We start from the raw sequence: 23344 nt of genomic DNA on the forward strand, positions 1-23344 counted from the left end.
AAGTGGAAAGTTTTAAGGTGAAAGTAGAATGTGAACGGAGAGAAGTAGAAGCGGTTGTCGTTATTAGAAGTATTAGGCGGAAAGTGGAAATTCCTTCACGGAAAGTAGACAGTTTTAAGGTGAAAGTGGAACGTGAAGGGGAGAAAGTAGAACTTTAAGAGTGAAAAGTAGAAAATTTTTTAAGTAATGTGGAAAGTAGAATTTTTTAAGCATTAGCTCAGTATCGAATATCATCAAAATCAAATAAAGGAGCGGAAATTATGTCTACAATCTCAATGAAAAAACACTATCGGCTACTCAATCCTTTCAATATTTCAGACAAACAAAATTCTCCAACCCATATCAGATACTCTGGTCTGATTTTGGAACCAGCAATCGCAAATTTCTTCACCGGCCGGATCTGGTCCCGCAACCACACACCATTTCCTCAGCAAAAAATCGACACTTATATCAATCGTGGCTATTTTGAAACTGTCCCCGCTGTCACTACAAAACCAAAGTTGATTTGCCGTCGTTGTCTCAATGAGCAATCTTATAAATTCGTGTCTTTTCACTGTGCGAAGTGCCAAAAAATCTGTCACTATTGCCGGCATTGTATTATGATGGGGCGAATGTGCAGTTGTGATGAATTGATTATCTGGAAGGGAACGGACACTCGAAAACAAAAATCACAAGTTCAGTTTGCATGGAACGGCAACCTGACATCTCACCAGAAAAAAGCGGCAGATGAACTTGCAGAAAGTATTTCCCAACACAAAAATCATCTTTTAGAAGCAGTTTGTGGTGCTGGAAAAACAGAGATTCTTTTTTCTGCAATATACGATTCACTTAAAGCTGGAAAGAAAGTTTGTGTGGCATCACCTAGGACAGATGTAGTCTTAGAATTGTATCCACGTTTTCAACAGGTATTCCAAAAGATTACGATCCATGCGCTTTACGGTGGTGCAGAAACGAACACTCAGTTCGCGCAACTTGTCCTGGCAACGACACATCAGCTATATCGGTTTGAGCATGCATTTGATGTCATGATTGTCGATGAAGCAGATGCCTTTCCGTATATTTATGATGAGGCGTTGCAGAGTGCAGTAATGAAAGCGAAAAAACCGGATGCCCCGATTGCATTCGTTACAGCCACTCCATCGAAAAAATTGCTCCTACAGCAAAAAACAGAAAACTGGGGCTCCTCATTTATCGCAAGAAGATTCCATGGTCATCCTTTACCTGTTCCCAGGTTCCAGGCACTTTGGAATTATGAAAAGGCACTTCAGAAAAATAAAATTCCACAAAAGCTCCAAGCCTGGCTGTACCAAAGACTTCAAAAAAACGAACCTTTCCTTATTTTCTTCCCGACAATCGAATTAATGGAACAAGCAAAACCTCTGTTTCAAAAAATTGAATCTACTATTGAAAGTGTACATTCCGAAGACCCCGATCGGAAAGAGAAAGTTCTGCAATTGCGCAATGAACAACGGAAAGGTCTATTAACTACGACGATATTGGAACGCGGAATCACAATCAAAAACATCCAAGTAGCTGTAGTCGGAGCCGAAAATCCTATATTTATATCCAGTGCACTTATTCAAATTAGCGGAAGAGTTGGTCGGAATGTACAGTATCCTACTGGTGATATCGTATTTTTTCACCATGGCATCACGATGGAAATGGACCGTGCACGCAAAAAAATTTTGGAGATGAACCGTCATGAATAGACCCATCTTGAATTGCCTCTTATGTGACCGTGAGCTTCAACAAAATATCGGATGGAAAGAACTGCTTCTAAATACACTGCCTCAAACTATTTGTCCCCGATGCGAACAGCGCTTTCAACGAATCGAGCAGCAACAAGAAGAAGACGTTGTATCTTTATTTCACTATAATGAAGCGATGAAAGACTATCTGCACCGCTATAAGTTTCTTCACGATATACTCCTTGCGAAAGTATTCAGTAAAACCCTTCACGAACAGCTTAAAGACGAAACCCGCCTTATTATCCCGATTCCGATGCATTCTGAAAACTTGAAACTTAGAACATTCGCGCATGTCGATGAGTTGCTAAAAGCGGCGAAAATCCCATTTGCCCACCAATTAACAAAGCTTTCGAAGGAACAGCAATCACTTAAAACAAGAAAAGAACGTCTAAAAACTCCGCAGCTCTTCGAAGTTATCAACCCAAATGCAATAAAAGATAAAAATTTACTTGTAGTGGACGATATTTATACTACAGGGACGACTTTAAACCATGCAAAGAAAGTGCTTCTGGAAGCGGGGGCGAAAACGGTGGATGGATTTACATTAATCCATGGGTAAAATTAAAACCTATCAAGATGTTGGAAAGTCTTCAATTTTAGTTATTGAATTATTTTGTATAATGAACAAATAGTAGATTGTACGAAGAAGGAGGGCTCAAAATGGCTGAATTAAGAAATTGCCCGGAATGTAATGCTTTTTTTAACTATACTGGCTTGAGGGAAGTTTGCCATAACTGTGCACAAAAAGAAGAGGATCTGTATCAGGAAGTATATCGTTTCCTTCGTAAGCGTGAAAACCGTGCAGCAAATGTTGACCGTATTGTAGAGGCGACAGGAGTTGAGCGTGATTTGCTTTATAGATGGGTACGAAAAGGTCGTTTACACCCGGCGATGTTTCCGAACCTCGGGTATCCATGCGATAATTGTGGAAAAATCACAAATTCAGGTAAGTTATGTGAAAAATGTCAAAATGAATTAAAATCAGAGTTGCGAACTTTTGATGCCGCAAAAGAGTTTCGTGATGATATTGAACGTCGTGAACGTGGAACATATCTTTCTGAGAAGAAATAATTGTCTAAAACGGAGTCGTTTAAATAGGACTTCGTTTTTATTTTCAGTAAAATGAGCATAATAATATACTACATAAGTCCAGTTTTTTGTACTGAAGCATAAACAATTGGTAAAAGCAGTCGAAATAAAATGTAGACGAAGCTTTTAACTTTATTAGCTGAAAGAAGTTTAAGCCCCGCGCGGAAGTCGAAGGTTCGGTTATTTGAAGTTAACCTAAAATCGCCGCGTCGTGCGACAACGGTTGACTGATTCACATCGTGTGGACGTAAAGCCGAATCGAGGCAAAAATGATTTTAAGAGGAGGTCTATAAATATGAAGATTAATCCAATAGGTATACAAGCAATCAATAATTACAATAAGCAAGCACGACCTGTAAAAACAGAAGAAACTCAAAAAACATTTGCAGACCAGATCGAAATTTCAACAAAAGCAAAAGAAATGCAGGCGAATTCGACTTATGCAACTGAACGTGCCGAACGTGTGAAGAAAATCAAAGAAGACATCGATTCAGGAAATTATAAAGTAGATGCAAATCAGGTTGCTGATGATATGCTGAAATTCTTCAAAGGTTAATCACAGAAAATTTATGAGCAAGGGAGCGCTTAATACATGTCAATTGCCAATATTGTCGTCACGCTGGAGAAGCTAGAGAAAATGCATAAAAGTCTGTTGGAACTAGCGCTTGCGAAAACGGAATACATTAAGCAAGGTGATATGGAAAAGCTTGATCAGCTCATCAAAAATGAGCAGGCACATGTAGCGGCGATTAACACACTTGAACAACAGCGTCAGTCGATGGTAACGGATTACCTCCGAGCAAAAGGATTTGCTCTCACTGACACACCGTCTGTTGCCGATGTGATAAAGGCCGCTGAAAATGGCGAATCCACAGAAGAATTGGTCAGTGTTCGCGAACGACTAATCGAATTGCTGAATCAATTAAAGATGCAAAACGATTTGAACCAGAAATTGGTCATGAACTCACTGCAGTTTATTAACATTACATTGGATGCAATGCGCCCGCAACGTACGGAACAGTTCAATTATTCCGGTGCGGAAGTACGTGGAAATACAGAAGTAACGAAACGGTCATTCAATGAATTTAAAGCCTAATCGCATGTAAGCTTCCGCATGCTGCGGGGGCAATACATGCGTTTTTTATTGGAAGTATATCGAAATTTAAGACAAACACACTTAAAAGGGAGGTCCTACAATGCGTTCAACATTTATGGGACTTGAAGCAAGCAAGCGCGGTCTGTTTACGCAGCAATCGGCGCTTTATACAACAGGACATAATATTTCAAATGCCAATACAGACGGCTATTCGCGTCAACGCGTTAATATGGAAACAACACCGGGATTCCCAAGTCCGGGTTTAAATACAGGTAAATCGGCGGGGCATATTGGTACAGGGGTACAAGCACATTCTGTACAGCGAATTCGCGATAGTTTCGTAGATCAGCAATATAGACAGGAGACACATAAACTAGGTTACTGGCAAACAAGATCTCATTCTATCAGTCAATTAGAAGATGTGTTGAATGAGCCATCTGATTACGGTTTGGCAGAATCGTTGAACGAATTATGGAATTCACTGCAGGATTTAAATGTCCGTCCTGAAAATGGTGGAACACGTGCAGTTGTTGTACAGCGCGGGATTGCCGTAGCGGATTCTTTCCATTACATGTATAACTCGATTAAGAAAATCCAGGACAATGCAGGTGCGGAACTGGGCATTCAATTAAGAGACGCAAACTCAATTTTAAAACAAATTGGCGATTTAAATGCACAAATCCAAGCAATCGAACCGAATGGCTATATGCCAAACGATTTATATGATGCACGTGATAATTTAATTGATGAGCTTGCGACACATTTTCCGATTGAAGTAAAGCGCTCGGAAAAAGGTTCAGGCGGAAACTCCTTAGCTATTGCAGAGGGGCCGGTTACTGTAAGCCTTCTATTAAAAGATGGTTCAAAACTAAAACTCGTAGACGGAAAAGACTTTGCACAATTCCGTACTACTCGAGCAGATGACGGTGTTACACCAGTTGGCGATATGACTGGTATTTCACTTGTGAAATTAGACAGTGAGGGCAATGATACTAATCTTCCGGCTGACTGGTCTCAAACAGGTACTACTGTTGACATTAATGACTTTAGCGACCTGGGGAAATTTAAATCATTAGTGAATTCTTATGGTTATACAAATAAAGATGGTAATACAACAGGGCTCTTCCCGGAAATGATCAATAAACTAAATGACATGGCAAAAGCTTTTGCTGAGAAGTTCAATGAAATTCATAAAAGCGGAACAGATTTGGAAGGAAATCAAGGAGAAGACTTCTTTATTTCAAATGATCCGCTAGTAACGGGCATTACAGCAGAAAATATTTATGTATCAGATACGATTATAAAAAATCCGAGCACAATTGCAGCTTCAGATTCTGATCCAGGTAACGCAGAAGCAGGAAACGGAAAAAATGCATTACTTCTGGCAAATATGAAGTTTGTCGGGTTAGAAGATTTGGATAATCTGAGTGTCCAAACATACTTTGAAGGCTTAATTGGACAACTCGGTGTAGACGGGCAGCAGGCAGCACGTCTTGAATATAATGCGGGTACACTACAACAGGCAGTAAAAGAACGCCGCGACTCGGTAAGTTCTGTATCGCTCGATGAAGAAATGACAAATATGATTACATTCCAGCAGGCATACAATGCCAATGCCCGTATGATTACCGTAATCGATGAAACACTTGATAAAATAATCAACGGCATGGGCCGCGCCGGATTATAGGAGGTAGACCAAAATGCGTGTGACACAATCAATGCTTTCAGGTAATATGCTGCGTAATTTATCGAACAGCTATGAAAAAATGGGGAAACTTCAGGAGCAAGTTAACACGGGAAAAAAAGTGAATCGTCCGTCAGATGATCCCGTTACTGCTATGAAGGGGATTAACTACCGTGCCGAGTTGAATAATGTGGAGCAATTTGCCCGCAATATCGGTGAAGCGCATAATTGGCTTGATACGACAGATGATACATTCGATAAAATTGGCTCTTCGATTCAGCGAGCAAATGAATTGATGGTACAGGCTTCATCCGACACTAATACTACAGATGATCGCAAAAAAATAAATAGTGAACTTCAGCAAATAAGAGAACATATTCAAAACTTGGCGAATACGAAAATCGGGGACCGTTATATTTTTAGCGGTACAAAAACTACGACTGCACCATTTGATGGTAAAAACTTTGTAGATGATCCAGCATTTACAAAACCGATTGAAATTGAAGTGTTTAGCGGGATTATGTTGCCGATTAATAGTACGCCGATTGATGTATTTAAAGATATTGATAGAATGTTTGGAGATATCAGCGCAGCGATTGAAGGCGGTGCAACAGGCAGCGAGCTTTCAAAGCATCTTTCCACAATTGATACAAACATGAACAAACTTCTTGAAACGAGAGCGGGAATCGGTGCACTTCAAAACCGTGTGGAATTAATGGACACACGTTTGCAATCACAAGAAGTAATCGCAACAAAGCGCATGTCGGAAAATGAAGACATCGATTACGAAAAAACGATTACACAAATGATTACCCAGGAATCGATTCACCGTGCCGCCTTATCGGTAGGTGCAAAAATTATTCAACCAACATTAGCAGACTTTTTAAGATAATGAAAAAGCGTTTGGACACATTGTGCCAAGCGCTTTCTTTAAAGGGAGGGACAACATGAATATCCCGCAAATTCAATTACAGACAACTAGAGGCCAAATTGGACTGACAACACAAAGACCGGTTCAACAAATCGAGCAGCCAAAAGCCGATTTGGATCTTCAGCAACCAAAAGCCGAAATGTCTATCCGAACAACGAAATCGGAGCTTTCCATTGATTCGGTTGAAATGCGAGAAAGCCTTGATTTAATGAGTTCACGCAGCCGAACAGCCGAGGTTGCCCAGTACAGTAAGCAAACAGCAATGGAAGGACTGGCTAGAAGAGTTCAAGAGGGAATAGAGCTCATGAAAATTGAAAACGGCGGCAATCCACTTGCTGATCAGGCAAAAAGAACTGGAAGACAGCCGTATTCTAGCTTAGGAATCAAATTTATTCCGAAAGCCGATAGCGTCAAGATAAATTTCACACCCGGATTGACTGAAGTTCAGGTGGAGCCACAAAAAGTAATTAATAATACCAAAATAAACAAGCCAATTCATAACTACACACCAGGGAAAGTAAATGTGGAAATGCAGCAATACCCCTCATTGAAAATTGATTGGCTAGTATAAAAGGAGAATACAATGAAAATTACAACAGCTTATATGGGTGAAGTTGAAATTAAACCAACTCAAATTATCAAATTTGAGCATGGTTTACCTGGTTTTGAAGATGAGAAGGAATTTGTTCAGCTGCCATTATCGGAGGGGAGTGCGTATCAAGTACTGCAATCCTTAAAAACAACGGAGCTGGCATTTATTATTACAAGCCCATACGCTATAATTGCAGGGTATAACTTTGAAGTGGAAGACTCGGTTATTCAGGCGCTAGATATTAAAAATGCCAAAGAAGTTGCAGTATTTGTTCTTGTGTCTTTAAAAGATACGCTTGAAAATTCTACAGTTAATATGAAAGCACCGATTGTATTAAATATTGAAAATCAAAAAGCGAAACAAATTATTTTAGAAGAAGATTACGCAATCCGTCATCAGTTAGCTGTAGATAAAAAGGAGGTATGAACACATGCTCGTATTAACACGAAAAGTAGGCGAAACAATCTGGATTGATGAAGAAATTGAAATCGTCATTACCGAAGTGAAAGGAGACCAGGTAAAAGTGGGAATCAGGGCACCACGGCATGTGGACATCATCCGAGGTGAGCTGAGGAAGGATATATCGGATTCAAATACCGAGGCAGTAGTTAAGGATTTATCGTTATTTGATAAGTTGAAATAAAAAAGAAAAAAAGATTAGAAAACTATTAAACAAAAAAAAGTTCTTCCGATAATAATAGTGTCAGCAAGAGAAGCCAGACCGGCCGGCTAACTTCTCTTCTACATAAAACAAAATTTGCCCACAAGGACGTGGGTCAAACATTCCAGGGAGGAAAATTATAATGAGAATTAATCACAATATCGCAGCACTTAACACACACCGTCAATTAAATACGGCGTCTACTGCTCAATCTAAATCAATGGAGAAATTATCTTCAGGCTTACGTATTAACAAAGCTGGGGATGACGCTGCAGGTTTAGCAATTTCTGAAAAAATGCGTGGACAAATCCGCGGTTTAGATATGGCTGCTAAAAATGCTCAAGATGGTATTTCTATGATTCAAACTGCTGAGGGCGCATTAAACGAAACTCATGATATTCTTCAACGTATGCGTGAACTAGCAGTTCAATCTTCTAATGATACAAATACAGATAAAGATCGTGAAGAGCTTCAAAAAGAAGTTGACCAATTAGCAGAAGAAATTACTCGTATTGCTAATAATACTGAATTTAATACTAAATCATTATTAAATGGTGCAGTAGATGAAAATGGCGAAAGCACTGCAACATTCCACATTGGTGCAAATGCAGGTCAAAATTTATCATTATCAATCAAAGCGATGGATGCTAAGACGCTTGGTGTCTCGGGAGATACGGTTAAAGCTACAACTACCTCTGTTGGCGGTAATGTAGATAGCGTTACTTATAATAATGATAACTTAGGTGCAAAAGTAGTAGATGGAGCTACTATTTCATTAAATTATACTGCAGCTACTGGACCATCTAATGCTGTTGCGGGTGATTACACAATCACACTTGGTACGGATGATGTAACTATTGATGGTACAGTGTTCACTTATAGCGGTACAGCTAGTGTAACAGGAGAATGGAATGACGCAGCAGAACTTGCAACATTGATAAATAATGATGCAACTCTAAGTGCTAAATATACTGCTTCTGATGATGGAGGTGCGTTGAAATTAGTCCAAAATGCTGGTGAGGAGTCTTCTACTGCACCAACAGTTACAGGCACAGGTGCTTCAATTAATACTACACAAGCAGGTTCAGAAGCTAGTTTAGGAAACGCTGCTAAAGTAACAATTTCTGACGGGGCAACTACTCAAGATATTACAATTGCTGATACAACTGCTACTTCTTTAAGTGTAACTACTGGTAACTACTCTGGTTTAACTTTTGATTTTGGAACTAATACTATTGCAGACCTTGGTACAACGGGTACTACGGATCAAGTAGTAGTAGGTTTAGAGACCGAATCAGCTTCTAGCGCAACATTTGCTAATGGTGAAAAGACTGCAGACGCTGTAGCTAAAGCTGGTATTAATATTTCTTCTCAATCTGCTGCCAACTCTGCAATTACAGTAATTAATGATGCAATTGAAACTGTTTCGGCAGAACGTTCTAAACTTGGGGCATATCAAAACCGTTTAGAGCACACAATTAACAACTTAAACACATCTTCTGAAAACTTAACAGCTGCAGAATCACGTGTTCGTGACGTTGATATGGCGAAAGAAATGATGGAACAAACTAAGAATTCAATTCTTTCACAAGCAGCACAAGCAATGTTAGCTCAATCGAATCAAATGCCTCAAGGAGTTTTACAACTTCTGAGATAATGATAAAAAGGGCGTCTTACTTGGTAACGGGTAAGAGCATTACTGGGTGAATTGCTGGAACTTCCTAAAGCTTAATCAACTACAACGTAACTGGAAACGGTCGGCGTGAATGTCTGAAAATGATTGAGATATGACAATGGATAATCAGCAGCCAAGCTCCTGTAAGGAAACTTTGGAGAAGGTTCAACGACTAGGATATACAGTCTAAGGCATAGCTATGACAATGAAATCCGTAGGGCAGCAAAGGCTGTTCGAAGTGCCCAGCCCCTAAAGATTTAGGGTGAAGATATAGTCTATTCTGTACGTGAAAGCTGCAGTCGCAAAGCAAGCGAACCAACAACCACAAGGCGTATTACAATTATTACGTTAATTTTCATAATAAAGAAGACTCTAGCCATGCTAGGGTCTTTTTTTATGGGGAAATGGAGAATAAATACTTACAGTAAGTTGTTTTTTTGAAATTCATGATTTTATAAACTGCTGACTAATAGATTTGACCTAGGATGTTTGTTGGCAATTGATTTCTGTGTCTTTTTGATGGTACATCGGTTAGCTTTTCAGGCAACCGTATATTAAACTCTTCATTAATAAGGATTTTTATAGTAATATGACATGATTAAAGTAACCTCTATTATTCGCTAATTGTCTTTAGAGAAATTCTTTTGAACTACCTCAAAAAGAAAGTAAAGTAACTATTTTCTAAAATTAATCCAACAATTAAACCAATTTATTCCCTATTATAGGTTCTTTATGCTTAGTGTTATGATATACTGACCTTGTATTTCATAATATTTACAGATTGTTAATTAATTTACTAGAGGTGTACATCATTGCGTATAAATCATAATATAACCGCTTTAAACACATATAATAATAGTCTAAAGGTCAACAACGGATTACAAAAGTCTATGGAAAAGTTATCGTCTGGAAATAGAATTAATCGAGCAGCTGATGATGCTGCCGGTTTGGGAATATCAGAAAAGATGAGAGGACTCATTCGCGGTCTAGTTATGGCGGAAAAGAATATTCAAGATGGTATTTCGCTAATTCAAACTGCTGAATCTGGTCTTGGGCAAATTATTAATCCAAATCTTCAACGTATGCGGGAAATAGCTATCCAAGCATCAAATGGTATTTATACTTCTGAAGAACGCCAAGCAATGCAAAAGGAAATAGAACAAATTAAGCAAGGAATTGATGACATTGCCAATGATACAGAGTTTAATACCCAAAAAGTTTTGAGACCGCCTGTCGAGATGACCCCTCCAAGCATAGGTTCGGGAACGGCCGATATTGTTTTTGTTATTGATAATACAGGAAGCATGGCTCCGATTCAACAGACTGTGGCGAATAATATTAATGACTTTGTTGCAATAATTGCAGGAAAAGGTGTCTCAGATTTTCGTGTAGGTGTAGTAGAATATCGAAATAATATTATAGCTGAGAGCGACTTTTTTGGAAGCAAGTGGACAAATGATTTACAAGCGTTAAGCAATGAAATAAATAGAATTGCTACCACTAATTCTGGGGGGATCGAATATACGATGGGGGCTTTAAGTAAGACGGCTGAATCCTATGATTTCAGAGAGAATATGTCCGGTTTACAAAATAAGCATATTATTTTTGTTACGAATGAATTAGGAGACGATAACAACCTAAAAGATTCAACTATTTTCAAACTAAATGCAAAAGGAATTCAAGTACATGGGATACATGATTCGAATTTTACTGATTTGTTGGAGCTTTCTTCATTAACAGGGGGGAAATCTATTGATTTAAGGAATGCAAATTGGGGTAATGAATTGAGTACTGTTATTGGTGAATCAATCGGTGAAGCTGCTGGAACGATTATAGAGGAAGAAGAGATGGCAACACTGTTTTTACAGGCGGGTGCTGTAGAAGGGCAGACAATGAGGATTGATTTGTTTGATGCAAGAACACATAAATTAGATATTGATGATCTTCAATTAGACCCGTACTCAGAGGCACAAAAAGCTATTATTAAAATAGATGGAGCAATTCAATTAGCCTCTTCTCATAGAAGTAAATTCGGTGCTTATCAAAATGCATTGCAACATATCCAAAATAATGTGTCTAATTATAAAATAAATTTAAAGAATGCGGAATCACAAATCCGAGATGCGGATATTTCCAAAGAAATTATAACACTTACTAATAAACAAGTGATTCTTCAGGCATCTACTGCGATGTTATCGCAAGCTAATCAATTAACAAGTTCTATTCTACAATTTTTAAAATAGATGTTGAAAATTAATTTATCGTAGTCTCCTTCAAGAAAAGTTTCTGAGGAGACTTTTTTATTAGGTCAATAACTAACTCTAACCAAGACAGATAAAAAGCTATGTATCTTTTTTTTCGTTATAGTATATAAAACAAGTTTGAATGGAGAATCTAATGACAAATGAAAAAGAAGAACGGGCATTTTTAGAAGCCCAGCTACAATGGGTAAAACAGCGAGATGCCTTACTTGCACAAATTGAAAAGAAATTGTATGAAATGAAACATATAGCTGAACTAGTAGCTATAGAAGATGCTTATATGCTTAAAAATCAAAAATTGAAATTAAATGAACGGTTTTTACAGTTGCAGAATGAGATTGCCGAATTAGAAAATAAGCTACAAATTTTTTACAACTAAGGTCTCTATTAAAATAATTTTAGCATCTTTCCATCGACCATAAAAAAAACAAATCTCCAGCCGATAAAATACATAACAAGGAAAGTTAACGGAGGGGTATAAATGCGAATTGATGGAACAAGTATTTTAATGTCAAACATGACCCAGCAGTCGTTAGAAGGTCAAGCGCCAAGACCTGAACAGGTGGATGTTATTACCCAACAACAAAATCAAACGACTGTAGATGGGAAAGATACTAAAGAAAAGCTGGAGCAGGCGATTGATTCTTTAAATGAATTTTTCACCATTAATAACAGCGAACTAAAATTTGTATTCCATGAAGGACTGGATACGTATTATGCACAGCTCGTGAATTCAGAAACACAAGAGGTGATTCGTGAAATTCCTTCAAAAAAAGTGCTAGACGTATTTTATGAAATGCAAAAACTCGTAGGAATGATTGTCGATAAGAAAATTTAATTCCTGCTGTATTAATGCTGGATAAAATAGATGGATAAGTAGTTTGGAGGAGATTATATGTCAACGATGCGTATAGGTGGTTTAGCATCAGGGATGGATATAGATAGTATTGTAGAAAAATTAATGGTAGCCGAGCGAATGCCTATGGACAAACTTGAGCAGCAAAAGCAAATTTACGAATGGCAGCGTGATGCATACCGTGACGTTAATAAAAAGATGACGACGTTAGATACCTATATTGCCGATAATTTTATTTTAAAAAGCTTAAATACGAAGACCGCGACAAGTTCAAATTCGGATTTAGTGTCGGCGGTTGCAACGGGTTCTGCTTCGGGTTCCCTTTCAATAGAGAAAGTTTCAAAATTAGCTGAAGCAGCACGTGGTATTGGCAATAAAGTTGATGGCGTAACAGGAGATACAAAGCTGAGTTCTTTATTTGGTAGTGCTAAGGATATGCCACAAGAATTTACGCTTCAGGCAATTAATACTCAAGGGAAAATGGGCGAAATAGTCTCAATTAGAATTGATGAGAAGACAACTGTAAGCGAATTTATTAATAAAATAAATGGAAGTAATGCAGGAGTTACTGCGTTATTTGAAAATGGACAGTTATCGATTACAGCTAAAAACACAGGTCAGGCTGTTGAAGAGGACGGTAAAACGCCAACAGATGCAATGATCACAGATGGTAATGGCAAGTTATTATTTGAAAAATTGGGGTTAAATAACTTAGTAACAAAGCCAGGTCAAAATGCTGAGTTTCAAGTAAACGGTATCTTAACGGAACGTACAACAAACGCCTTTTCGATAAACGGCTATAATATTACATTAAAAGCCGAATTTTCAGAACCCTCTGTAACAATGACATCGTCCACAAACGTTGATGAAATCATGACGAAAGTAAAAGAATTCGTCGCAACATATAATGGCTTCATCACAGATTTGATTGCTCAAACAAAACAGCCTAAATATCGCGATTATCAACCATTAACAGAGCTTCAAAAGAAAGAGATGGATACAAAAGATATTGAGAATTGGGAAACGCGTGCGAAAAGCGGTTTGTTGCGAAATGATTCGATAATTACAAGCGGACTTTCATCACTGCGTGGTCTTGTATACCAGACAAATCATGCGGTAACGAATCAAAAGTACAATGCCCTTTATACAATCGGTATCGGAACTTCAAAAGATTACAACAGTGGAGGTACGCTTGAAATTGATGAAACTAAATTACGTAAAGCATTGGAGGAAGATCCTGATGCGGTGGTGCAATTGCTCACAATGAGTGGCGAGAAATCTGCTTCTGTCACAAAAGTAGATGGGTCAACAGGAACAGGCGATACTCGAGGTTTCATGCGTAAAATCCGTGATGAACTGGATGTAATTGAGAAGAAAATTGATGAGCGTGCGGGTCGTGGCTCAATGGCGGAAACCCAGTATACGTTAGGGAAGTATCTGAAAAATGTAAATAGTCGTCTAGATGATTGGAAAACTAAGTTAGTTTCTATTGAAGATCGCTACTGGAAACAGTTTACAGCGATGGAAACGATGATTAACAAGGCGAACAGCCAATCTGCTTCATTATCAAATATGTTTTACTCATAGAGCGGAGGCGAAAACATGGCGGTAGAACAGCAATTACTTCAAGTTTCCGCGAAGCTTTTTAAACAGCTTGGGGAAGTGTGGCAAACAGAAGACCGTGATGCACTATTAAAAACGGTTGATGAGCTGCTGGAAAAGCGCGGCCAGCTCATTGCCTCCCTTCAACAGGAAAATATCCGGTTGTCCAAATCAAACCCGCAGCATGCGCTGTTACAAGAGCTCGATAAAGGGATACAGGAACGTCTGGCATCGCTAATGGGTGAAATCAGACAGGATATGAAAAACGTCCAGACAGCAAAGAAGAGCGAAGTGCAGTATAATAACCCGTATGCGTCCGTTCGTGTCATGGACGGGAAGTACTACGATCAAAAGAAATAATAACGTGCCGATATGCGCGTTTTAACTATAGAGGAGTGTGTATGATGACAGTTCAAACAGCAGCTGCTTTTAATGCATATAAACAAAACAGTGTGACTACGGCGTCACCGGGTGAGCTTACGTTAATGCTATACAATGGCTGCCTGAAATTTTTAACGAGAGCTAAAAAAGCGATTGAAGAAAAAAACATCGAAGAAAAAAACACAAACATCCAAAAGGCACAGGCGATTATTTCTGAACTGATGTCGACTTTAAATAAAGATCTTGAAGTATCCAAGCAAATGATTCCATTATACGACTACATGAACCGCCGTTTAATGGAAGCGAATATTAATAACGATTCAACAATTATCACAGAAGTCGAAGGCCTAGTAACAGAATTCCGTGACACATGGAAAGAAGTTATCAAAATTACTCGCCAGCAGCAATACGGTACAGCTGGACAAGTATAAAATATAAATACAGAAGCCGATGTGAGGAAGCTACAATCTTCTTCCCACATCGGCTTTTTTAATTATAACTTTTCTCTCAAATTTCGACTTCTTTATTTATAAAATTTAAAATAGTCAAAATAGTATTGATTATATTGTACTATTTTGTATAATGTAAATAATTAGCAAATTTTGCTTGATACCATTTGGTTTAGTTTAACTATACATAACCAATGGACCTACAATAATCTAAAAACATCCTACGATCATCAGCATCAATAAATTAATATTCGCCTTTTGCTAAATAGAAAACGGTAATATTAAACCCCAAGATGCCACTACACCCCATGATTCCAAACTTTTCATCCGTTTTCCTAATACATAAAATTTCGTTAAGTCGTCTATTCAACTTTGTTGCGTTTCGATATTGTTTTTGGCTGGAAAATTCTATTACTTTTATTCATCGAAGAAAGCGGTTACCAGATTAAGCTAACCGTAAAGGGGGTGAGTGAGTATGTGAAATGGCAAAATAAAAAACCCCAAGTGAAGATCCTGCATAGACATCACCTGAGGTTTGGACGCCGGAGTATACCGACATATTATAAGTATACTCCTTTTTACTAAAAATGATAACTATAAATTGGAAGGAGTATGGAAAATGTATAGAAATTCCTTGTATGATGCCTGTGTATTAAAGCCTGAATTTGATCAGCTTAATAATCTTTATACGCACATAATCACTCCATCAGGTTATAAAAAGGTTCCATTTACACCGATGCAATTGCTGGATGGAGAGCTGAAACAACATGGTTCGAGCTTAAAGGGTGCTAAGGAAGCGGCAAAAGCGGTCCTGAACTCAAATTCTATAAACCCGCTTATGATTCCGAGATTTCCGTTAGTTCAAATTTGGTTTCCAACAGAGGCTATGCGCAATACTGAAAAGTGTATGTATTTCGCATTGCACCATGTCCATGATATTGAACCATATATGGAAAATCACTCAATCGTCGTATTAACACATAATGAGAGAGTTAAAGTGCCTGTGTCGCACAGCAGACTGAATAAACAGTGGACTAAAGCAAAAAGCTATTATGCGACGGCCTTACTAAAACAATTTTACGGTCATCAATATTCAAATACCGAGCAACAAATAATGTTAAAATGTGCAGAACTAAATGAACAATATGTAATCAATTAATAAGCATAGAGTTTTACGCAACGGAGCATCCCAATGTGTGAAACTCTTTTTGTTTCTCAATTTTTTATCAATAGCACAATCCTTTAATGAAAACGAGAAAAATTCTGGTTCATTGGTCATGAGTTTGAAGTCACAAATTCTCCTTAAAATAGCAATTAAGCACATAGACATTTAATCGTATATTACATCATAATGTGGGTATATAAATTGTAGTAATGAATGGCTAGGGGGAACGGTTATGGCGTTTAAACGCACAGAAGGATTTCGCTTTACTTTTGGTGTCCCAATCGAAGCAAATTTTACCGAATTGATCAATGGAAAACAGGAACAATTAGAGGTGATAAAATACCCTTGTGAAATCATCGATGTGAGCCCGCACGGAATGAAAATGTTTTCTTCTCGGGAAATTGGTGAAAATAATAATAACCTGGTGCAGTTGGAGCTGGAATTCATTTTAGACGAAGTATTGATTAAGGCCATTGGAGACATCGTATGGAAGAAGAAGTACGGCGATAAGTTTCAATATGGTTTGATCTTCGAAAATCAGCCAGGTATTGAAGAATTAATCGTCAGTGAATTAAAAGTTCGTCGGAAAAAAGAAGTCGGACGTAAGTAATTTGGTTGGTTACCATTGATTCCATATAACGATACGGTGTCTTTCTTATCAATCTGTAGGACAACTTGTCGAAAAATGAAAAAAGTTTCAAGTCGTAACAGGATTTTATTGATGAATGTAGAATAGATAATTAAGAGCAGTAATGAAGGAGGAGTTCACATGCTAAAGTTTAACATTCGTGGTGAAAATATTGAGGTAACTCCAGCGATTCGAGATTACGTTGAGAACAAAATTGAAAAGGTAGAACGCTATTTCAATGAAGATCTTAACGCGAACGCTAACGTCAATTTGAAGGTTTATAATGATAAACAAACAAAAGTAGAAGTGACGATTCCGATGAAAAATTTAACGCTGCGTGCCGAAGAGCGTCATAACGACATGTATGCTGCAGTTGACTTAATTGTCGACAAGCTTGAGCGTCAAATCCGAAAACATAAAACAAAAGTAAACCGTAAATTCCGTGATCGTGAAGGGACAGGTGTCTACTTCGCCAATGTGACATCTCAAATGGAAGCGAACGCTGAATCTTCAGAGGATGAATATACAATCGTTCGTACGAAGCAATTTGATTTAAAACCGATGGATCAGGAAGAAGCCGTTTTACAAATGAACATGTTAGGCCATGATTTCTATATCTTCACGGATGCAGAAACAGACGGCACAAACATCGTCTACAAACGTAAAGACGGAAAATACGGTTTAATCGAAACGAACTAAATGATTGACTTCCAAGCGGATTGCCTGAAATAGGCAATCCGTTTTTTCAGGTAGTGAAAACTTTGCAACAAACTGGCTAATAAAAATGTAAAGTGGCTAATAAGTACTTCTGAATGGCAATTATCGTTGTTAAAGTGACTAATATCTACGAAAAAGTGGCCAATAAAATATTCCATATCCCGTTGAGTTTCTTTCTTGTGAAAATTTGGATGCATATTACCAATTGCGTCAGTCCATTTGCACCACCGGCATATATAATGCTAAAATATACTTTGAGACTATTTATTGGGAAGTGACCAATTCGATGGCAAACATATTAAATAAATTATTTGATTTCAATAAAAAAGAAGTAAAGCGTTTAGAAAAGATTGCAGATAAAGTAGAAGCATTGGCAGGGCAGTTTGAAAACCTCTCTGATGATGCATTAAAAGCGAAAACAGAAGAATTTAAAAACCGTTATCAAAATGGCGAAACAGTGGATGCTTTGTTGCCTGAAGCATTTGCGACAATTCGTGAAGCGTCTCGCCGTGTTCTTGGCATGTTCCCGTTCCGTGTGCAGATTATGGGGGCCGCTGCATTAAATGAAGGTAATATCGCGGAGATGAAAACCGGTGAAGGTAAAACTTTAACGTCGACAATGTCCGTTTATTTAAATGCGCTTACTGGTAAAGGTGTTCATGTCGTAACGGTCAATGAATATTTAGCAAGCCGTGACGCGACTGAAATGGGAGAATTATATAATTGGCTGGGCTTAACGGTCGGTCTGAACCTGAACAGTCTTTCAAAAGAGCAAAAGCGTGAAGCATATGCTGCGGATATTACATATTCGACGAACAATGAACTTGGATTTGACTATTTACGTGACAACATGGTGCTTTACAAAGAAGACCGCGTTCAGCGTCCGCTTTACTATGCAGTAATCGATGAGGTTGACTCGATTTTAATCGATGAAGCGCGTACACCGTTAATCATTTCCGGACAAGCAGGGAAATCTGCTCAGCTATATGTACAGTCAAATGCTTTTGCCCGTATGTTGAAGCAGGATGAAGATTACAACTATGAAGAATCAACAAAAGGTGTAACATTAACAGAGCAAGGGATCGAAAAGGCGGAGCGTGCGTTTGGCATCGATAACTTATTCGATTTAACACATGTCCGTTTAAACCATGCGATCAACCAAAGCTTAAAAGCACATGCATCGATGCATAAAGATGTCGACTATGTTGTGCAGGATGGGGAAGTTGTAATCGTTGATGGCTTTACTGGACGTTTAATGAAAGGCCGCCGCTATTCGGATGGTTTACACCAGGCGATTGAAGCGAAGGAAGGTCTTGAGATTCAAAATGAATCGATGACAATGGCGACCGTTACATTCCAAAACTATTTCCGTATGTACGAGAAACTGTCGGGTATGACAGGTACAGCGAAAACAGAGGAAGAGGAATTCCGCAACATCTACAATATGCAGGTTGTAGCGATTCCTACGAACAAACCGATTGCGCGTGATGACCGCCCTGATCTTATTTTCGCGACGATGGAAGGCAAGTTCAAAGCGGTTGCGGAAGATATTGCAGAGCGTCACCGTAATGGTCAGCCGGTACTAGTTGGTACGGTTGCGATCGAAACATCGGAAATCATTTCAAAGTATTTATCGAAATTTAAAATTCCGCATAACGTCTTAAACGCGAAAAACCATGAGCGTGAAGCGGAAATCATTTTAAATGCCGGCCAAAAAGGTGCAGTTACAATTGCAACAAACATGGCTGGTCGTGGTACGGACATTAAACCGGGTGAAGGTGTACTTGAAATCGGCGGTTTAGCGGTAATCGGTACGGAACGTCATGAATCACGCCGTATTGATAATCAGCTTCGTGGTCGTTCAGGTCGTCAAGGGAACCCGGGGGTAACGCAATTCTATCTTTCTTTAGAGGATGAGTTAATGCGTCGCTTCGGTTCAGATAAGATGAAGTCGATGATGACAAGACTTGGTATGGACGATACACAGCCGATCCAATCAGGCATGGTTTCAAAAGCCGTAGAATCAGCACAAAAACGTGTTGAAGGGAATAACTTCGATGCACGTAAACGTCTATTACAATACGACGATGTACTTCGTCAGCAACGTGAAGTGATTTATAAAGAGCGTGAAGAAGTATTGGATTCGGAAAATATGCGTGCATTAGTAGAGTCAATGATTTCTCAGGCAATCGAAAATCAAGTGGCCCTTCATACACAAGGCGAGAAGGAAAACTGGACACTTGATGCACTGGAAGATTATATTGCCGCAAATCTTTTAGATGAAGGCGTTATTACAAAAGAGCAGCTTGAAAATAAATCACCGGAAGAAATGATCGCGTTCATCTCTGAAAAAGTGACAGCGGCTTATGATGAAAAAGAAGAAGCGATGACACCAGAACGTATGCGTGAATTTGAAAAGGTTATTTTACTGCGTTCAATCGACTCGAAATGGATCGACCATATCGATGCAATGGACCAGTTACGTCAAGGGATTCACCTACGAGCTTACGGTCAGAACGATCCATTACGCGAATACCAGCAAGAAGGTTTCGCAATGTTCGAAGACATGGTCGCAGCGGTACGTGAAGATGTAGCGAAGTACGCATTAAAAGCGGAAATCCGCAGTAACCTGCAACGTGAAGAAGTAGCAAAAGGCCAAGCTGTCAACCCGAAAGAAGAAGGTGCAGCCAAACCGAAAAAACTACCGACACGAAAAGCCGAAAACATCGGACGCAACGACCCATGCCCATGCGGCAGCGGCAAGAAATACAAATCATGCCACGGCGTAGGCCAATAAAAGCAAGTAAACCGAGGTCATTGAAACTATGCTCAATGACCCGGTTTGTTTTTTCATAAAGGTTGAAATGAGGAAGTGCTAACATTTGGTGAGGAATATGGGACTTTTCCGATTGATTGCTCACTCACCCTCTAGCTTTGGTAAAACTTAAGTGCCTCAATAATATAAGGTGCTTAAATTTAAAAATAAATGGCACTAAGTTGATTGGAGCGAAGGCGGCGACTCCTGGGGGAATAGCGTGACGCCTGAGACAAGGAACAAAAGCTAACAACGCCACGTCCTGTGGCAACGCTTTTGTGACCAACATCGTGTTGGCCTCACGCCCCCGGAAAGCGTCCGCCGCAGCGGAAATCAACGATGATAGAAAACGAAAACTTTAACACCCAAATACGGAGGAAAATATATGATGGAATTAGCAGATGTGCGTAATGCACTCGAAAATACAGCTACAAAACTAGCGGACTTCAGGGGGTCTCTTTGACTTAGAAAACAAAGAGGCACGTATCCAGGAACTAGATGAATTGATGCTTGAACCCGAATTCTGGAACGACCAGAACGGTGCACAGGCAATTATTAATGAAAGCAACGGCATTAAAGCAGTTGTCAACGAATTCAATGACTTAGTCGACACACAGGAAAATCTCGAAATGACGCTCGAGCTATTACGCGAAGAACCAGACGCAGAACTGCAGGAAGAACTAGGCAAAGAACTTACTGAATTCCAGACAAAAATGGAAGAGTTCGAACTGCAAATGCTGTTATCAGAACCATACGATAAAAACAATGCCATTTTAGAACTGCATCCAGGTGCAGGTGGTACAGAGTCACAGGACTGGGGCTCGATGCTATTACGTATGTACACACGCTGGGCAGAGAAGCGCGGCTTTAAAGTAACGACAATCGACTATTTGCCTGGCGATGAAGCCGGCATTAAATCGGTTACACTTCAAATTTCAGGCCATAATGCATATGGCTATTTGAAAGCTGAAAAAGGCGTACACCGTCTAGTACGTATTTCACCATTCGATTCATCAGGCCGCCGTCATACATCGTTCGTTTCATGTGATGTGATGCCGGAGTTCAATGACGAAATTGAAATCGATGTTCGAACAGAAGATCTAAAAGTCGATACGTACCGCGCAACTGGTGCCGGTGGTCAGCATATTAATACGACCGACTCAGCTGTACGTATTACCCATCTTCCAACAGGTGTCGTTGTACAATGTCAGTCTGAACGTTCGCAAATTAAAAACCGTGATGCAGCAATGAAAATGTTAAAATCGAAGCTGTATCAGCTGGAAATCGAAAAGCAGCAGGCACAGCTGGATGAAATTCGTGGAGAGCAGAAGGAAATCGGCTGGGGCTCGCAAATTCGTTCATATGTGTTCCATCCGTATTCAATGGTTAAAGATCACCGTACAAGTGCTGAAACAGGGAATGTTGGCGCTGTAATGGATGGCGATCTCGATATTTTCATTACGGCTTATTTACGTTCGCAAATTTCATATTAATTTTTAAGAAGCCCCGGACAACAATTCATTTTGTTGTCCGGGGCTTCTTTTTGTTATGGGGTCTTATGTCTAACTTTTGTTATCAATTTCATCAAGATGAAGATGAAACAGATTTTTAGGACGCCCTTTTCCTGTTGGTGTCGCTAAGGTTTCGATAATTGTAGCATAGGAATATTCGGTTAATTTTTTTAATAGCCGATTTCCTGTTCGAGTCGAAACCGATAAATGAAGGCTTACTTCTTCTGCTGTAAATTTATCTTTATCACATGACCTCATCATGTCATATAATTTCTCAAGCTGGAAAATGGAAATGTTTGTTTTTTTTGCAATTTCCTCAAGGAAACTATGTGCTTGTTCCGCAATAGTGGATATATTGGTGCCGTCGAGTGGGCCGAGTAATTTATTTTCCTTATTGATCCGGTAACTTTCTGTAAATGGCTTCTGACAATAACTCGAAGCTTTTTCCGCTTGTGATTGAGCTATTGTTAATGTCTTGCCGATTCCCCAGCCGATTTTCACTTTAAAGGGCAGCTGTTCACGTAAAAAAGTGGCTAAGGAACACTTTGTCTCATCACTTGTTATGCGTATGTAATCCGAATAGTTCGTAATAATTTCATTATGAAGTGATGAACGGTATATCAGAAGGGAATAGCCGAACTTACGGTTAAAATCTAAAATCGCTTTATAAAGTGCAACTTGGCGGTACTCATTTTCTGAAAAATCGTTTTCCGCAAAAGAAAACTCCAAATGTCCGCAGACAACTTGGCTTTTCATTAAGCTATATACTTCTATTTCTTTTAACAGTTTTTGTACAGCAGCCTCCATACTTTTCAACGAAGGTGTTACCAAAATGGGTTTAACGTCAACATGTGAGAAATACATATACAAATTGGTTAAACGGGTAAAACAAAATTTCACTTTTCCTTCATCCAACAAATCCAAATGACGTTTAGCTACGAGCTCATATGCATTCGGTTCTCCGAAAACTTGAATGGATTCACTTAAAATATAAGGGAATTCATCTTCAGGCAACCATTCCTTTAAGCTTAAATAATTATTTTCCTCGTATAAAAAGTCAATTAACGCATCTGTAAAACGGAACCCCGGATTTTCATATTGAATTTTTGTAAGAGTAAAATATAAATCGCGCTCCGTAATATCGATAAACTGAGAGGGCATTGCCGCAAATTCTGTCGGGCAATTTTTCTTTATATGCAAATAAGGAATTTGCCCACTAAATAATACAGCCGGATATTTTGAATGATTTTCTCTGAAAACCTCAGTCAAATGCTGTAAATCCGTGTAAAAAATAACGTCGAATTCTACATTATCAATTTCGAGTTGTTGAATATTTTGTAACCAAGTGTAAGAATATTTTGTTGAAAAAACACAGATTTTCAACTTAAGTCCTCCTTTTTTCTAAAAAAAGTATTGTCATATTTATCAGTTTATTATAACCTCTTATTTATAGACATTGAAATTAATTGTCTTTAAATAAGGA

At 38.8% G+C, this 23344-nt stretch carries 24 protein-coding genes; 23 read left to right on the plus strand and 1 reads right to left on the minus strand.

From position 1 onward, the window contains the following. Nucleotides 1-17 precede the first annotated feature (17 nt). From MKY51_RS03190 to prfB, 23 genes are all read left to right on the plus strand, one after another. Nucleotides 18-158, plus strand: a complete 141-nt coding sequence (locus MKY51_RS03190) for a hypothetical protein (protein WP_339175258.1) — start codon at nucleotides 18-20, stop codon at nucleotides 156-158. A gap of 99 nt (nucleotides 159-257) precedes the next feature. Then, nucleotides 258-1709, plus strand: a complete 1452-nt coding sequence (locus MKY51_RS03195) for a DEAD/DEAH box helicase family protein (RefSeq protein WP_339176566.1) — start codon at nucleotides 258-260, stop codon at nucleotides 1707-1709. Further along, nucleotides 1702-2307, plus strand: a complete 606-nt coding sequence (locus MKY51_RS03200; protein WP_339175259.1) for a ComF family protein — start codon at nucleotides 1702-1704, stop codon at nucleotides 2305-2307. The genes MKY51_RS03195 and MKY51_RS03200 overlap by 8 nt, the downstream gene beginning before the upstream one ends. Before the next feature lie 101 nt (nucleotides 2308-2408). Continuing rightward, entirely contained in the window at nucleotides 2409-2819 is a 411-nt protein-coding gene (locus MKY51_RS03205; RefSeq protein WP_339175260.1) for a TIGR03826 family flagellar region protein, read from the plus strand. Nucleotides 2820-3132: 313 nt separating this feature from the next. Next, nucleotides 3133-3393: a flagellar biosynthesis anti-sigma factor FlgM gene (gene flgM / locus MKY51_RS03210; protein WP_339175261.1), complete on the plus strand. Its 261-nt coding sequence runs from the start codon at nucleotides 3133-3135 to the stop codon at nucleotides 3391-3393. 36 nt (nucleotides 3394-3429) lie between these two features. Beyond that, a complete protein-coding gene (locus tag MKY51_RS03215; RefSeq protein WP_339175262.1) occupies nucleotides 3430-3933 on the plus strand; it encodes a flagellar protein FlgN in 504 nt (167 codons plus the stop codon). 100 nt (nucleotides 3934-4033) lie between these two features. Continuing rightward, nucleotides 4034-5620 carry a flagellar hook-associated protein FlgK gene (gene flgK / locus MKY51_RS03220; protein ID WP_339175263.1) on the plus strand — a complete coding sequence of 529 codons (1587 nt, stop codon included), beginning with the start codon at nucleotides 4034-4036 and terminating at the stop codon, nucleotides 5618-5620. 13 nt (nucleotides 5621-5633) lie between these two features. Further along, nucleotides 5634-6509 (plus strand): flagellar hook-associated protein FlgL, encoded by an 876-nt coding sequence (flgL, locus tag MKY51_RS03225; RefSeq protein WP_339175264.1) that lies wholly within the window; start codon nucleotides 5634-5636, stop codon nucleotides 6507-6509. A gap of 55 nt (nucleotides 6510-6564) precedes the next feature. Continuing rightward, nucleotides 6565-7119, plus strand: a complete 555-nt coding sequence (locus tag MKY51_RS03230; protein WP_339175265.1) for a DUF6470 family protein — start codon at nucleotides 6565-6567, stop codon at nucleotides 7117-7119. Between the two features lie 12 nt (nucleotides 7120-7131). Next, entirely contained in the window at nucleotides 7132-7566 is a 435-nt protein-coding gene (fliW, locus tag MKY51_RS03235; RefSeq protein WP_339175266.1) for a flagellar assembly protein FliW, read from the plus strand. Between the two features lie 4 nt (nucleotides 7567-7570). Further along, nucleotides 7571-7783: a carbon storage regulator CsrA gene (gene csrA, locus MKY51_RS03240; RefSeq protein WP_087615601.1), complete on the plus strand. Its 213-nt coding sequence runs from the start codon at nucleotides 7571-7573 to the stop codon at nucleotides 7781-7783. Nucleotides 7784-7943: 160 nt separating this feature from the next. Beyond that, on the plus strand, nucleotides 7944-9458 hold the full coding sequence (locus tag MKY51_RS03245; RefSeq protein ID WP_339175267.1) for a flagellin: 1515 nt from the start codon (nucleotides 7944-7946) through the stop codon (nucleotides 9456-9458). Nucleotides 9459-10288: 830 nt separating this feature from the next. Continuing rightward, nucleotides 10289-11719, plus strand: coding sequence for a flagellin (locus MKY51_RS03250; protein WP_339175268.1), 1431 nt, complete (start codon nucleotides 10289-10291; stop codon nucleotides 11717-11719). A 154-nt stretch (nucleotides 11720-11873) separates the two neighbouring features. After that, complete coding sequence (locus tag MKY51_RS03255) at nucleotides 11874-12116, plus strand: hypothetical protein (protein WP_339175269.1); 243 nt, start codon at nucleotides 11874-11876, stop codon at nucleotides 12114-12116. Between the two features lie 102 nt (nucleotides 12117-12218). Beyond that, nucleotides 12219-12575 (plus strand): flagellar protein FlaG, encoded by a 357-nt coding sequence (locus MKY51_RS03260; protein ID WP_339175270.1) that lies wholly within the window; start codon nucleotides 12219-12221, stop codon nucleotides 12573-12575. 57 nt (nucleotides 12576-12632) lie between these two features. Then, nucleotides 12633-14180, plus strand: coding sequence for a flagellar hook-associated protein 2 (locus tag MKY51_RS03265; RefSeq protein ID WP_339175271.1), 1548 nt, complete (start codon nucleotides 12633-12635; stop codon nucleotides 14178-14180). 15 nt (nucleotides 14181-14195) lie between these two features. Beyond that, nucleotides 14196-14555, plus strand: a complete 360-nt coding sequence (locus MKY51_RS03270) for a flagellar protein FliT (protein ID WP_339175272.1) — start codon at nucleotides 14196-14198, stop codon at nucleotides 14553-14555. 44 nt (nucleotides 14556-14599) lie between these two features. Continuing rightward, nucleotides 14600-15007 (plus strand): flagellar export chaperone FliS, encoded by a 408-nt coding sequence (gene fliS / locus MKY51_RS03275; protein WP_339175273.1) that lies wholly within the window; start codon nucleotides 14600-14602, stop codon nucleotides 15005-15007. A 637-nt stretch (nucleotides 15008-15644) separates the two neighbouring features. Then, on the plus strand, nucleotides 15645-16184 hold the full coding sequence (locus MKY51_RS03280) for a competence protein ComK (protein WP_339175274.1): 540 nt from the start codon (nucleotides 15645-15647) through the stop codon (nucleotides 16182-16184). Between the two features lie 238 nt (nucleotides 16185-16422). Next, nucleotides 16423-16800 (plus strand): PilZ domain-containing protein, encoded by a 378-nt coding sequence (locus MKY51_RS03285; RefSeq protein ID WP_339175275.1) that lies wholly within the window; start codon nucleotides 16423-16425, stop codon nucleotides 16798-16800. 159 nt (nucleotides 16801-16959) lie between these two features. After that, the gene (gene raiA, locus MKY51_RS03290; RefSeq protein WP_008407321.1) at nucleotides 16960-17517 is read left to right on the plus strand and encodes a ribosome-associated translation inhibitor RaiA; all 558 of its coding nucleotides are present in this window, start codon (nucleotides 16960-16962) and stop codon (nucleotides 17515-17517) included. 304 nt (nucleotides 17518-17821) lie between these two features. Next, nucleotides 17822-20332, plus strand: a complete 2511-nt coding sequence (gene secA, locus MKY51_RS03295; RefSeq protein WP_339175277.1) for a preprotein translocase subunit SecA — start codon at nucleotides 17822-17824, stop codon at nucleotides 20330-20332. A gap of 406 nt (nucleotides 20333-20738) precedes the next feature. Further along, nucleotides 20739-21843, plus strand: a protein-coding gene (gene prfB, locus MKY51_RS03300) for a peptide chain release factor 2 (protein ID WP_339176568.1) whose coding sequence is annotated in 2 segments (ribosomal slippage) — nucleotides 20739-20810 and nucleotides 20812-21843 — 1104 coding nt in all. Because the reading frame shifts where the segments join, the coding sequence is not laid out codon by codon here. Nucleotides 21844-21912: 69 nt separating this feature from the next. Here prfB and MKY51_RS03305 read toward each other — a convergent pair. Continuing rightward, nucleotides 21913-23244 (minus strand): hypothetical protein, encoded by a 1332-nt coding sequence (locus MKY51_RS03305; RefSeq protein ID WP_339175278.1) that lies wholly within the window; start codon nucleotides 23242-23244, stop codon nucleotides 21913-21915. Between the last annotated feature and the right edge of the window lie 100 nt (nucleotides 23245-23344).

It is taken from the genome of Solibacillus sp. FSL R5-0691, from assembly GCF_037974225.1.
GTDB lineage: Bacteria > Bacillota > Bacilli > Bacillales_A > Planococcaceae > Solibacillus.